Source organism: Ignisphaera sp. (assembly GCA_038735125.1).
Taxonomy (GTDB): domain Archaea; phylum Thermoproteota; class Thermoprotei_A; order Sulfolobales; family Ignisphaeraceae; genus Ignisphaera.
Genome location: JAVYNU010000001.1, coordinates 252,222 through 265,862, shown reverse-complemented (window position 1 = coordinate 265,862; position 13,641 = coordinate 252,222). Strand labels below are relative to the sequence as shown.

Below are 13,641 nucleotides of genomic sequence, written 5' to 3'. Positions count from 1 at the left end.
CTATATTCTTTAACTATGTCTCTAAGTCTCTAAGTGTTGTCTTCTTCATGTCGCTATTTTTTACTAACTAAAATGACTCGTCTATTCTTTACTACCAGATTTACAGCGTTTCTTTTAATTAGCTCACGCAGTATTTTCTTTGCTAGACTATACTTTATACCAAGTTTTTGTGAAAGTGTGAAGGTAGTAACATGACCACTATTGTTGATTTCATCTAGTGTTTTTGAAATAAGGTTTTGATCTATAGTCTCTGCACTAGGTACCGCAATTTTTCTCTCTTCTTTTGCAGGCTTCTTTGCCTCTTCCTTTTTAGCGAGCTTTCTTTGTCTTTTCTCTAGAGTTGATAATGGCTTGCCTCCTTTAGTGCCCATCGATGCAGCCCCAGTTTATATAAGATATTCCCTCATTATTTAAACCGCTCTCTTACTTATAAATTATCATCATCATTTAGATAGGTAGGTGGTGCTAAAACAGATGCGTATTGTAACAGTAAAAATGCCAGAATCTTATCTTGAAGCAATTGATGAGTTAGTGAAAATGGGGAGGTACACATCAAGAAGTGAGGTTATAAGAACAGCAATTAGAGAGCTGTTGAAGAAAGAGCTATGGGAGAATGGTTATAGTTTGGAGAAGCCTAGAAAGAAGGGTGGTAGGTCTAAGGTTATCGAAGTAATAGAAGAGATATAGTTTTATCCCCTTACCACACAAATTTTATTCTAATCTTATTTACCACCCAAACGAGTTTATATTCTATAGTGGTGATGATGATGGTTGGTATTACTGAGTGGTGATATATGACACCAGTTCTGAGCCAAAATGAGGTATTTAACTATGGCGATTATGTGTTAATATACATTGATAAGAGGAGAAAAATTCTCACAAGACTCAAACAAGGAGAGAAAATATCGTCAGACAAGGGCATTATAATAGCCGATGACATTGTTGGAAAAGAGAAGGGATCCCAAATAAAAACCTCGTTAAACATTAGAGCATGGGCCTTAAAACCACTCATCATGGACTATATCGACAAGGGTTTGAAAAGAGTTACACAGGTAATTTATCCAAAGGACTTGGGCTTCATAATACTAATGCTTGGTCTAGGACCTGGCGCCAAGGTGTTGGAAGCGGGGGTTGGATCTGGCAATACAACTGCCTTATTAGCATATATTGTTAAACCTGATGGCCATGTATACGGCTATGATATTAGAGAAGAGTTTCTGAAAGTGGCTAAGGAGAACCTCGAAAAGCTGGGACTAGATAAATATGTTACCTTGAAACTTGCTGATGTGAGAAAAGGCATAGACGAAACAGGTTTCGATGCAGCGGTTATTGACATGCCGGATCCTTGGGAAGCTCTAGAAGCTCTGCATATCTCTCTAAAGCCATCTGCACCAATAGCATTCTTCATACCATCGATACAGCAGCTTATAAAACTGTACAATGCTTTAGAGGATTTCGGTGGCTTCATAGATATTAGAGCTTTTGAGATAATGCTAAGAGAATTCGAGTTATCGAGAGTAGCTATAAGGCCCTCTACCTACATGGTTGGCCATACAGGTTTCATAGTGTTTGCAAGAAAAATAGTTAAAAGCAGCTAGTTTTAGTGTACATCATAGCATAGGTAGGTGCTGGCTTCGTGGCAACCTCTAAGCAGTATCCAAAAAAATATGGAGAGGGTTTCAGCGAGTGGTTTGACTGGATAATATCTGAGGCGGAGATTTATGACTATGGAAGATATCCGGTAAAGGGTATGGGTGTTTGGCTACCCTATGGGTTTCAGATTAGAAAGAGGGTTATAGAAATAATTCGTAATTTGCTTGATGAGAAGGGTCACGAAGAAATACTCTTGCCTTTGTTAATACCAGAGACTTTGTTTAGAAAAGAGAGCGAGCATGTTAGAGGTTTCGAGGGAGAGGTATTTTGGGTTACCAAAGCAGGTCTAGAAAACATGGATGTTAAACTAGCTTTGAGGCCAACAAGCGAAACAGCAATAGGCTACATGGAGAGTTTGTGGATCAAGAGCTATAGGCAACTCCCCAAAAAATATTATCAAATTGTGAGTGTGTTTAGATGCGAAACTAAGATGACGAAGCCGATGATTAGGGTAAGGGAGATTACAACATTTAAAGAGGCTCACACAGTTCACGAAGATTTTGAGGATAGCGAAAGGCAGATTGCTGAAGCTATCGAGATATACAGGAAGTTTTTTGATTCTCTAGGAATACCCTATATAATTTCAAGAAGGCCCCAGTGGGACAAGTTTGCCGGGGCTCTATACACGATCGCCTTTGACACCATATTCCCCGATAAGAGAGCTGTGCAAATTGGGACTGTGCACAATCTGGGTCAGACATTTACAAGAGTCTTTGATGTAAAGATCCAGAAAAGAGATGAGACAATTGATTATGCCTGGCAAACCAGCTACGGAATTTCCGAAAGGGTTATAGCGTCCGTAATAGCGTTTCACAGCGATGACAGGGGTCTTATCCTACCCCCCAATATAGCGCCATACCAAGCAGTAATAGTGCCTATATATCATCAAGAGTCAAAGGAGAAGATAATGGAGTATTGCAGAAAAATAGCAAAGATGCTTAGAGAAAGTGGGATCAGGGTATACGAAGACTATAGAGATGATTTAAGACCTGTGGACAAATTCTTTGAATGGGAGTTAAAAGGTGTGCCTATAAGAATTGAAGTAGGTCTAAAAGAGCTTTCAAACAATGTTGTGACAATCTTTAGACGCGACACCATGAAAAGAGATGTTATTGCAGTCGATCAATTGACTGAGAAGATCAAATTATTGCTAAATGACATATTCCAGAATTTGAGTAACAGAGCGTGGAAAGAGTTTCTATCTAATATAAAACTATTTGGCAATTTTGATGAGGCGGTAAACTTTATAAAAGAAGAGGGTGGTGTGGCAATACTCCCATGGTGTGGAGATGAGAAATGTGTGTATAGCAAGTTAGAAGGTTTGGAAGGTATAAGTGCACTAGGAGAGATCTATAAAGACTCATTAAATATGCTTAGAATTAATGAGAAGGTCAATGGATATAGAGGTTGCGCATTCTGTAATAGGCCGGCAAGAACATTTATAGGTATAGCCAAAAAATACTAGAAATACCAACGATTTAATTATCATTTTTAAGCTTTGATATGAATACCTATACTGAACGGTGGCTTGTGGTGCCCAAGAAAAGAGAGAATAGAGGAAGAAGAAAGGGAGATAAAGGATCTGTATCTAGGATACACTGCGATAATTGTGGCGCCTTAATACCAGAAGATAAGGCAGTATGTGTTACAAGAATGTATTCTCCTGTGGATCCACAGCTTGCTAGCGAACTAGAGAAGAAAGGTGCAATAATAATGAGATATCCTGTGACAAAGTGTTATTGCATTAACTGCGCGATATTCTATGGAATCATAAAGGTTAGAGCAGAGGACGAGAGGAAGAAGGCTACAAAACTATAGAAATCAATGTGCATGCAATTTACTATATATCGTAAGAAGTCTCTGCAGAGAAGATATAATGCCAAGTAATACAAGTGCACCTGTTAAAATGTTTGCCCATTGCACACCTTTTTTAGGATCAATGGCTATGACAAGAGAAGAAAGGAATATTATTATCATCCGTTCTCCATGTTCAAGAATTCCTACGCCCTCTAATTTGACCCCTCTCCACTCTCCCAAAGCCCTCAGATAACTGATGAGGAAAGATACTACAATGGCTAGGGAAATAAGAAGATGATTTACCTCTAGTAACATTAATGATATGAAGTAATTTGCTTCGATGACTCTATCGCAAAAAGAATCGAATATAGATCCCCATGTGGAAGCCTTTCTTTTAACTCTGGCTACAGCACCGTCAAGCACATCTGTTACCCCAGATACCACTACAAGGACAGGGATTACAAATATGTATGAGCCCGTTGCTGCAAATACTAATGAAGTAAAGGATGCTGCCAATCCTGAAAATGTTATAGCATTTGGATCAACATTAATGTGGCCAGCTATGGAGTTAACAACTTTTGAAACACGAGTTCTCAGCATACCTAACATTGTTGTCCACCTCAAACAATTTTCAGCATAAAGCATATTTTCCCAAAAGCTTAAAACTACTATTGATGAAGAGGAATCCGGGAACTGATGGTGGTGATGTTAATAAAATTGCTGACATCTTGTTAACTGGGGGTGGTAATAGCGGTTGGGAAACAGAAGAGGGGCATTGTACTTTCAATATACAATTCAAAAATCCTGTACAAAGTCATAGATTTGTTAAGAGTATTTGACATTACATATTCTGGCATCTATGATAGCAGCTGTGTTGAGAGTGATCTAGCTGACTATATAATTCTTGTCGATGACTATGGCATAAGCTACCTAAAATCTATTAATTGCGCCTTGAATGGCATTATAATACGAATTGACGAATCTACAATAGAAAAAAACGTTATATTAGCATTGGCACTATCTAGAATAGATAGGAGAGTAATAGAAGTTTTAATAGCGGGCATAGATTATGGTCTCAACATAGGCTTGGCCTTATTTGCCGATTCCGAGCTGATCTTTGCTAAAAGCTATAGAAGCGATGAAATGGTCATCAATATGCTGAAAATATTCTTTGAAAGCATCCCCGCCAAGAAAAAAATAATTAGAATTGGTATACCAAGCAAACTTATTCAATCAAGGCTTGCTAAATTCATAGATAATTTGCTCAAGGAGTTGCCAAGAGATATTCTAATTGAATTAGTTCACGAGCATAAAACCTCAAGACATTCAATAATTGTTGATGACAACTTAGATGAAGACTCTATTGCAGCTATAAACATAGCTTTAAAGGCTTTCCAAAAACATTAACTCATAGAAAAGATCACACTCATAATACAACATCGGAGGCGACAGCATATGGCTTCATCTTCGCTAATGGTACCTCACAATGTGCGGGCTAGAATCACGTTGGATAAGGACAAGATTTTGAGGATTCTAGGCCCGGCAAGGATTCATGTAGAAGATGGATGCATTAGATTACTTGGAATAGTTTTGTGCAAGGGTCAAGAAGTTTGGATAAGTAGATACAGAAGTTATGGAATCAAAGCAATTGAGGCCGCTAATCTAAGTATCTTTATCGGAGAGGGTGGCGGTATAGAGGAGCCACTACCTGGCGAAGAACCAATTGATGTATGGGAGACTATAGGCAAGGAGATTGTTGATAAGGGTGGGAGAGTAATTGTTTTAGGGCCTGTTGAAAGTGGCAAAACATCATTTGCCACACTCTTATCAAATCTAGGAATAGAGCATGGGCTGAAAAGCGCAATAATAGATGCTGATGTTGGGCAGTGTGATTTAGCTCCTCCAGGATTTATAGCAATGAAAATTATGGATAGAAAGATACTTTGGTTAAGAGAAGTAACAGGTGACGTAAAACGTTTTATAGGATTTATAACACCATCTTATGGCATAGCAATGGCTAGGATCATAGCATCTGTAGTTGAGCTTATAAACATTGCTGAAGAGAAAGGATCCAATCTGATAATCGTAAATACTGATGGATGGTTCGGCGATTTAGCATCAATACAGTTTAAAACCCAGCTAATAAAGAGTGTGAAGCCCACGTCAATAGCGATAATGGGCAGCGATGCTTTTTGCAGACCCTTGGCAGATACATTTTCGAAGTTTTCAGTAACAAAGGTCTACTGTGTTCCATCTCCAGCTGTGGTGAAGAGTAGGAGTAGGGATGATAGGAGACAACTAAGGAGAGTAAACTACGTTCAATATCTTCGAAATGCAAAGAAAAGATGCTTTAACATTAATGATATAGCCATTCTAGACTCTTGTCTATTTAATGGAGCCTCATATCAGGAAGGGATTGAGGCACTGAAAAGCAAGATTGGAATAGACATTATTATGGCAAGCAAATATGAAGATCTGCTCGTCTTGGCATTGCAAAGCGATGCAAAAATAGATACTCTGCAATTGGGCCATGAAAATATCTACGTAATTAAACCTTCTTTTGCAAAAGGGGCGCTGGTAGCACTTCTAAACGAAAATATGGAAGAGGTGGGCATGGGGGTAATAGATTCGGTTGATCTTGCCAAAAAAGAGTTTTGCATTTTAACAGAGTATGATGGAGATGTTAGAGGGATTGTTGTAGGGAGGATTATACTAAACGAGGAATTTGCAGACAAAGGAAAGATAGTCAAATGTGTTATATGATTACCTAGTTAGTATCAGCATTATTTTCAATCCGTTAACAGTTTCAGAAAGATCATTATCCAGAATATGGGATTATGAATATCAATATGTTTAAGTCTCTTCATTAATACCTATAACTATAAACACGTTCAGAGTTTATTTGAGGCAGAAAATAATGTCGTTGAAGTCGTTCATAAAAGGACTTGATGAGAGTGAGTTAGAGGATCACACATCTAAAGAAATGGACTTTGAGTTAGAGCCTACAAAGCTTCTTGCTCGGTTGGACCCCTCTGAAAAGGTAGCACTATTCAAGGTGAGGTCATCTAAACATATATGTGTTGGCAATGTACTGAACAGCAGAGCAAGGCTCTATAGAAAGGTTCTAAATGTTGAAAATGATGAGGCTGCTTACAAGAAACTTGTTGAGGCTTTGTCAAGACCTGTGAAACCCTTGGAGAAGGACTTCCACAACTATTACTCAACAGTAAAAGAGGTCGATTTAACCTCGATACCATTCATAAAGTTCTATCCCGGGGATGGCGGTAGATACCTATCATCAGCAATATACATAGCCTGTCTAGACAATGTCTGCAACGCCTCTATCCACAGAACAATGCTGGTAACAAAGAATAGCGTAGTCGCCAGAATTGTTCCCCGCCATTTAAGATATATATATGATCAATATAGGAAAAGCGGAAAAGAAATGCCTGTAGCCATTGTTGTTGGCGTACATCCAGCTGTCGAATTGATGGCCGCATCTTCCCCACCTTTCGGAGTTTTTGAGCTGGATCTAGTCCCCAATATTTTAAACGATTTTTCAATAGTATACACACCCAAGTATGGAATTCCAGTACCTGCTTCAGCCGCTCTAGTCCTAGAAGGAAGAGTGTCAATAACACAGTTTGTTGAGGAGGGGCCATTCGTCGATCTTTTGCATCTGTATGACGCTAGAAGAAAAGAACCGTTGATAGCAATTGATGGTATGTATGTTAATCTTGAAGAGTATTTCCATGTGATACTGCCTGCCGGTAAGGAGCACAAACTGTTGCAGAGTTTCCATAGAGAGGCTATGATATGGCAAACTGTAAGCAATGTTGTTCCCAGAGTGTATAGGGTGAGGTTGTTAGAATCGGCTGGCTCATGGCTTATAATAGTGCTGTCCATAGCTAAGAACACCGATGGAGATGCTAAAAACGCCATCCTAGCCGCTTTTTCAGGCCATCCAAGCGCCAAGATAGCAATAGCTATAGATAATGATGTTGATGTGGATTCCCTCGACAAACTTGTATGGGCTTTGGCAACAAGGTTTAGAGGAAAAGAAAGCATGGTAATTGTCGAGAAAAGCAGGTGCTCCACACTAGATCCGTCTTCCCCAGACGGTATATGTGACAAGCTTGGACTAGACCTTACACTACCTGTATCAGCAAATAAGAAACAATTTGAATATGTAAAAATTGAGTGAAAGAAGAAATGTATCTGAGTAGAATCGAGGAGAAGATGCTTAGCGGAGAATTTGGGGAAGTCACTAAGAAGGCTATGGAAATCATAGTCAAAGTTGGCGAAGTTTTTGGGGCAGAAAGACTAATAGACATTGCACACGCTCACATCTCAGGCGTTTCATACTTCAATATAGGGGATGAAGGCCTAGAGTTTCTAACGGATTTGAGTCAAAAAGGTGCTAAAACCAGAGTATATACAACTGCCAATCCCTACTCATTTGCTGGGCTATCCCTATATAATAATGAAGAATTGAATAGAAAGCAAATACAAATAATAGAAGCACTTATAAAAATAGGAATTGATCCAAACAGCTTTACATGTATACCATACGCACTTAGAAAACCAGCTATAGGAGAACATCTTGCTTGGGCTGAATCAAGCGCTGTAATATATGCCAACTCCGTTTTAGGCGCATTCACAAATAGAGAAGGCGGCATAACAGCTCTGATGGCGGCTTTAATAGGCAAAACATATGATTCTGGTATGCATCGAATTGAAAATAGAACTGCATCAGAAGAGATCATCATCGAATTCAACATTAATTCAATTCTCCTTGCAAGTCTTCTAGGTCTTCACATTGGCAGATTAACAAGAGGTGTTCCATACATAAAAGCAAAATACTCTGTAGAAAAAGAGGCTATGTTTAATCTGCTTCTAAAAAATATGCTTGCATCAATTGCATCAACCTCGTCAGCTTCAATGGCTATACTAGATGGTATAACACCTCCAAATACCTATATCATCGATTCTAGCATTGAAAGGATTCATATAGATGAAAAAGAGCTTTACCAAAGCATTGACAACATGTTGTGCAAAAGCGATGCACTGCTTCTTGGATGTCCTCATCTAACCCAAGAGGAGATGCTGATGCTACTTAGAGATGAATATATAGACATTTTTAAAAAGCATGGAATAAGCAAAATAATTGTAACTGTAGGAGCAAACCTCAATATAAGGAGCGTCGAAATCAGCAACATAATCAATAAGATTAGAGAGCGCCACAAAATAAATGTAGAGATTATGCCTGGCAGCTGTGCTGTTGTCTCAAACTTGAGGCTGTTAAATATGGCATCGGTTTATACACCCCATGGCAAAGCAATACACTATCTGTACAACCTGTCAGGTGCAAAGCCATGCATAATAGGTGTATAGAGCTAAGTAATGTTATAATCATTGGGAAAGGCAACGCGTTTGGCAGGACAATCAAATTAGATACACTATCATTTCTTGGAGATGTTGATAGAGAAAGTGGCAAGATAATAGCACAAGATTTGAAAGCAAAAGGAAAGAGCCTTGCTAACACCATATTGATTGTAAAAAGGTTTCGTGGAAGCACCGTGGGGGTCTATGTCCTATACTCACTTTGTAAAAAAGGGCTAGCCCCAAAGGCAATATTAATGGTCGATCCAGATCCTGTTGTTGTAACTGGAATGATACTATGCAATATCATAGGTGTTGCAAAGCTACCTGAAGATGTATACAATGCAGTAGCAGATGATGTAGATACCGAAGTAGAGTGTCATAATGGCACCGCCAAGCTCTGCTTCCAATAATATTTTTGATGCTTATTGCTATCGCCACTAATCTTTTTACCTAATCTACTAGATTATGAGTGAATGAGGTTCGCTTTTTAAAGAAGCCGATATCAGAGTTTATAGGAATTTGGATATGAGGAGGTAATGGTGTTGTATCATTTCTTACTTGTTTTTCTGGCGCTAGGATGAGTTTGCGCTGTTTCAAAGTGTTTTGTTTTGCTGAGCAATCTTTTTATTTTTTCAATTCTTTCTAGAGCATCTAGCCACGCAATAACATTTCTAGCATCCTCAAATTCTGTCTCACTATTCTTCAATTTATTGACATACATATTCAACTTATTTGTAATACTTTTTTCGAGCTCTGTTAATGTTGACAGTACGTTGGCTTCGGAAACCTCCTCCTCAGTTTTAACAAGCATAACCCTGCCATGTATAGGACACACAACCTCACCACTTGGAAGCTTGAATAATGGTGAGTTGCATAAGGGGCATACTTCAGCTAGCATAGTAGCGCCACCTCTAAGTAGCTCCGTAGCTCTCTTAACTATGGTATCTCTATCTATTTGCTGGGTCATTGTCGATCACAGTACAACCATTTCTTGATGCATAAAGATATATAATCTTTACGCAAAACAATATCATTAAAATATCATCTTAAAGAGCCAAGTGATTCGTTCACAAATCCTCTATAGCCTAAAACGCCTATGTTTCGGCGATAACATGAGGAAAATACATCCAGCCTTAGTCGGCATCTTGATAGGGGCTTTCACGAGCTTTATTAATAGCTATTCATATGCTGTATCAGGGTATACAACATCTGAGATATCAGTGGTGTGGATTCCAATACTATCCTTGTTTATATTTAAATTACTTAACATGAATTACGATGTAAGAGACATTGTAATATCTTCTGCAATAGCCATAGGCATTGATATTACAACAACACTTACATCTGGAATGTATATAACATATGGGTTTCTAAAAAATGTTGCCTTCAGACTCAAGCCATTCGGATTCGATGTTGATGTGCCCAAATATCTCTTTAATTATGGCAAAAGCTTTATAGATTTGAATGCTCTTCCTATATACATAACACTCACTATATCAACACTTGGAGGAGCCTTTATAGCATATTCGCTGAGAAGCCATTTCCTAGATAAAGAAAGGCTAAAATATCCTATAGCCGCTGCTTCAGCTGTTATCACCAATCTGATGAAGGAGTTTAAGGTGGGCAGAAACTTCTTTCTACTGATCTTTGCATTTGGTTTCATAACCCAAATGGCGTTTTTTATCGCCGGACTTAGCATAGATTTAACGCCAGTTACATCAATGTTTCTGCCAGGCTCTGTCTTCGCAATCTCGTTTACCCCAATAGTATTCGCATTATTTCTTCTGCTTCCACTTTCATCACTAAGGTCTTTCTTCATAGGATCTTTTCTAACATATCTTATTTTTATACCAATGGCGATAAAACTATTCTCTATTCCGCTAATCCCCTCTCAAACATATGATGATATGCTATTTAGCATTTCCCCTATCGTTTTAAGCATTAATGTTGGATTTGTTATAACCTTTCTATTATATTATCTAATTAAGTATTGGACCCAATTGGCTATGAGTTTTTCAGTAATCCTAAAATTCGGTGCCGAAAGAGTTGCATTTGCTGTAGGACTATCATACATTGCATTCCTCGGAATTGTCGCAACAGTTTTTGCAGTCTATCTTAAACCCATTAATAACATAGTTTTTCTGGCAATAGCCTTGGCCTTGTTTCTCCACCTAATATTAATTATAGGTAATCTCAGAGTTGTTGGAGAATCTGGTACAGGATCTCAAGCACTTTTCCCCCTTGTAACAATGGTGATGTATTTACTTGGTGTGCGTAACACCATGCTATATGCTGTTCTAGATCCTTACACAGGCATTCCAATGCCCCAAACAATAGCTGCAACAACAATGAATTTGCTTAGATACTCAAGACTAAATAAAGTAAATGCTATGGAAACCCTAAAATACTTTTGCTTAGGAGTCGCCATAGGGAGCTTCATAACATACACGTATGGGAACCTTCTTGTAGGCATATACGGCTTCAACTCTCCTCAAATGCCTTTATCAAAGTGGATACCAACAACAGTGTGGATGGCGGCTGTATACCAAGGCAAGCTAGCAATGCAGTCGCTAAACACAATCTTATTTGCATCGCTGGTCTCTATCCTGATAATCTTATTCAATAGATTTATCGGATTAGCCCTATTTCCATTCCTAGTTGGGATAACATTGCCACCAGACATAGGATTCCAAATACTGTTAGCATACATAGCAAAAAGCCTTGTAGTAAGATTTGGCCCCACATTTCATGAAAGGCTAATTGTAGGAGCCACAATATTTATGTTGGGCTGTGCGGTAGCACTCATTGCAAATATTATATTGGTAAGTCTAGGTGTTGTATCTCCGTGACATTAACATTAGACACCATAACAATGATCTTGTTTGCTTCAATACTAATTCTTTGGGGGATTTCTCTATATTTAGTCAGTAGAAAGGGTGTTTCAGAGGAAGAAGAGCTGGTAGTACCTAGACTAGTGTCTCCAGCTTATAAAATAATCAAGATAATGTTTTACAACATTATTAGAAGCATTGAATTAGCTCTAATAATAATTTCCTTGCTTTTAACATCATTTTCAATAGCCTATGCATCAACATATCTGTACTCTTCATCTGAGATAGATGCATCTTCCATACCATACACCTACGATATTCTAATGATCTCTAACAGCTATGAACGAGGTGCAGGGTATGTTAAAGAGGTTCCAGTAGAATCGGTTAAAATAGTGCAAATATACAATGGTGTATTTATAGAACAGGACAATAAAAGTATTTATCTATTGCCATTAGTCATTAACTGTAGCCCACATGTAAAAATCTATGTTGGAGACATAGACAAGATTTGTAAGCTCGTATCACAAGGCAATATAGCTATTATTGATAATAAAAAAGCTATTGGCTTGAACACTATTTCTATAGATGGCCAGAGGTTTTTCGTGGTAAAGGAGGATTTATCTAATTTTGTTAGAGTAGAGATTCTTCCAAGTATTTATTTAGTTCATTCTCTAGGTGCTATAGGGGGTACCCCACTCGTAGCTACACCAACAGACATCATCATACTTCCAGAGAATGAAAAAGTTGTTGAGGCTTTATGCAACACCGACTGTAATGCAAAAACAATTTTTCTAGCAAGGAATTTAAGCTATGTAGACGTCGCAAGGCTTTTAAAACACTTTGACTTGGTTGCTGTAAGAACCAATGGTAAGATACATATCTATAGCCCTAATCTAGTTCCATCGTCAAGAACCTTCATTGGCTTGGCTCTTTCAGCACTTTTCTCCCTAGTCTTCTCAATAACTGTTTCAGGTGGTTTGGCGGAGAGGATTAAACTTATTTCTCAGAGACTGGCTCTATCTGGCGTCACATATGGTATGTTATCATCTTCTTTGGCTATAGTTATGATTGCAATACTCCTAGTTTTCTACATCCCACTTCTGATAGTAGCTTTCTTAAGCGGTGTAGAGAATATCTTTGGTGTGGCATCTACATCATATTTACTATCTGCTACCATATCAATCATGGTTATTGTGTATAGAGCTTCCGCCGGTCTCAAGGTTAGAGGAAGCAAGGTCTTGCCAAAACCTTCAATAGTTTTAAATCATACTGCCAAGATAGATGTAAATATGTTTAGAAATGAGCTTGAAAAAGATTTTTCCTTAGACGACTTCTTTATGCTATCAGAGTTCGAAGTTTTAGAGGATACCAACAACATGATTGAAATGCGTATTGAGCTTATATACAAAAAGGGCTTGTCATCCATAGTTAACATTGAAATATATGGAGAGAAGATCAACAGTCTTTGGAATTACAATCTATTAGCCGATGTCTGGAGTTTAGAAGAGCTAAGTGGTCGTGAACAAGCAAAGCTTGTTCTAATGGCTTTGTCAAAGATTCAAGGGGTGTTCACAAAATGCATCACAGAATAATGTTGATAGGAGTGAAATACTCCTATATATGTAATGGATTTAAATATCTTCTTCTTTACAGCTTTACCTTGGTATTCTATCTCCTGTTTTATAGCGATGTAATATCAAGAACGGTTTCAATTGTGCTTTCATCTCTAGCAATATTAGCTACATTATTATCTGACAAGGGAAATATTGCACAACTCATTACAGCTTTTCGCATAGTTGGTTTGAGAAAGAGTGGAATAGCGTTTACAATTTGGGTATTTATAGCTTTGAGAACATCTATACTTATGATTGTATATGGCATCTTAGCTAGAGATGCAACAGCTTTGACAGTACTGTTCATAACTTCAGTTATTATCACCATATTTATCCTATTTTCGATTTACTAGTGGTGGTAA

15 protein-coding genes are annotated in these 13,641 nt (G+C 38.1%); 12 read left to right on the top strand and 3 right to left on the bottom strand.

Features of this window, described 5'->3' with window-relative positions:
• Positions 1–53: 53 nt before the first annotated feature.
• Positions 54–371 carry a hypothetical protein gene (locus tag QW284_01495; GenBank protein ID MEM0338349.1) on the bottom strand — a complete coding sequence of 106 codons (318 nt, stop codon included), beginning with the start codon at positions 369–371 and terminating at the stop codon, positions 54–56.
• A gap of 103 nt (positions 372–474) precedes the next feature.
• Here QW284_01495 and QW284_01490 point away from each other — a divergent pair, with 103 nt between their 5' ends.
• The 4 genes from QW284_01490 to QW284_01475 all read left to right on the top strand — a co-directional run bounded on the left by QW284_01490 (position 475) and on the right by QW284_01475 (position 3,471).
• Positions 475–687 carry a ribbon-helix-helix domain-containing protein gene (locus QW284_01490; GenBank protein ID MEM0338348.1) on the top strand — a complete coding sequence of 71 codons (213 nt, stop codon included), beginning with the start codon at positions 475–477 and terminating at the stop codon, positions 685–687.
• A 107-nt stretch (positions 688–794) separates the two neighbouring features.
• Positions 795–1,598, top strand: a complete 804-nt coding sequence (locus tag QW284_01485; GenBank protein MEM0338347.1) for a tRNA (adenine-N1)-methyltransferase — start codon at positions 795–797, stop codon at positions 1,596–1,598.
• A gap of 38 nt (positions 1,599–1,636) precedes the next feature.
• Positions 1,637–3,118, top strand: a complete 1,482-nt coding sequence (proS, locus tag QW284_01480) for a proline--tRNA ligase (protein ID MEM0338346.1) — start codon at positions 1,637–1,639, stop codon at positions 3,116–3,118.
• Positions 3,119–3,186: 68 nt separating this feature from the next.
• Positions 3,187–3,471: a 30S ribosomal protein S26e gene (locus QW284_01475; protein ID MEM0338345.1), complete on the top strand. Its 285-nt coding sequence runs from the start codon at positions 3,187–3,189 to the stop codon at positions 3,469–3,471.
• A gap of 3 nt (positions 3,472–3,474) precedes the next feature.
• Here QW284_01475 and QW284_01470 read toward each other — a convergent pair whose 3' ends face one another.
• Positions 3,475–4,059 carry a CDP-alcohol phosphatidyltransferase family protein gene (locus tag QW284_01470; protein MEM0338344.1) on the bottom strand — a complete coding sequence of 195 codons (585 nt, stop codon included), beginning with the start codon at positions 4,057–4,059 and terminating at the stop codon, positions 3,475–3,477.
• A gap of 132 nt (positions 4,060–4,191) precedes the next feature.
• Here QW284_01470 and QW284_01465 point away from each other — a divergent pair, with 132 nt between their 5' ends.
• From QW284_01465 to QW284_01445, 5 genes are all read left to right on the top strand, one after another.
• Entirely contained in the window at positions 4,192–4,857 is a 666-nt protein-coding gene (locus QW284_01465) for a hypothetical protein (GenBank protein ID MEM0338343.1), read from the top strand.
• A 48-nt stretch (positions 4,858–4,905) separates the two neighbouring features.
• Entirely contained in the window at positions 4,906–6,213 is a 1,308-nt protein-coding gene (locus tag QW284_01460; GenBank protein MEM0338342.1) for a Clp1/GlmU family protein, read from the top strand.
• Between the two features lie 154 nt (positions 6,214–6,367).
• Positions 6,368–7,654 carry a UbiD family decarboxylase gene (locus QW284_01455; protein ID MEM0338341.1) on the top strand — a complete coding sequence of 429 codons (1,287 nt, stop codon included), beginning with the start codon at positions 6,368–6,370 and terminating at the stop codon, positions 7,652–7,654.
• Positions 7,655–7,662: 8 nt separating this feature from the next.
• Positions 7,663–8,844, top strand: a complete 1,182-nt coding sequence (locus QW284_01450) for an aconitase X (GenBank protein MEM0338340.1) — start codon at positions 7,663–7,665, stop codon at positions 8,842–8,844.
• Positions 8,826–9,245 carry a DUF126 domain-containing protein gene (locus QW284_01445; GenBank protein ID MEM0338339.1) on the top strand — a complete coding sequence of 140 codons (420 nt, stop codon included), beginning with the start codon at positions 8,826–8,828 and terminating at the stop codon, positions 9,243–9,245. The genes QW284_01450 and QW284_01445 overlap by 19 nt, the downstream gene beginning before the upstream one ends.
• Positions 9,246–9,382: 137 nt before the next feature.
• On the opposite strand, the gene QW284_01440 is transcribed toward QW284_01445, so the two are convergent.
• Complete coding sequence (locus tag QW284_01440; protein MEM0338338.1) at positions 9,383–9,802, bottom strand: Sjogren's syndrome/scleroderma autoantigen 1 family protein; 420 nt, start codon at positions 9,800–9,802, stop codon at positions 9,383–9,385.
• Between the two features lie 145 nt (positions 9,803–9,947).
• Between QW284_01440 and QW284_01435 the strand changes: the two genes are divergently transcribed.
• The 3 genes from QW284_01435 to QW284_01425 are packed head-to-tail and all read left to right on the top strand — an operon-like array spanning position 9,948 to position 13,632.
• Positions 9,948–11,684: a hypothetical protein gene (locus QW284_01435; protein ID MEM0338337.1), complete on the top strand. Its 1,737-nt coding sequence runs from the start codon at positions 9,948–9,950 to the stop codon at positions 11,682–11,684.
• On the top strand, positions 11,681–13,258 hold the full coding sequence (locus QW284_01430) for a hypothetical protein (GenBank protein ID MEM0338336.1): 1,578 nt from the start codon (positions 11,681–11,683) through the stop codon (positions 13,256–13,258). Before QW284_01435 ends, QW284_01430 begins: the two co-directional genes overlap by 4 nt.
• Entirely contained in the window at positions 13,243–13,632 is a 390-nt protein-coding gene (locus tag QW284_01425) for a hypothetical protein (protein MEM0338335.1), read from the top strand. Before QW284_01430 ends, QW284_01425 begins: the two co-directional genes overlap by 16 nt.
• Positions 13,633–13,641: the final 9 nt, after the last annotated feature.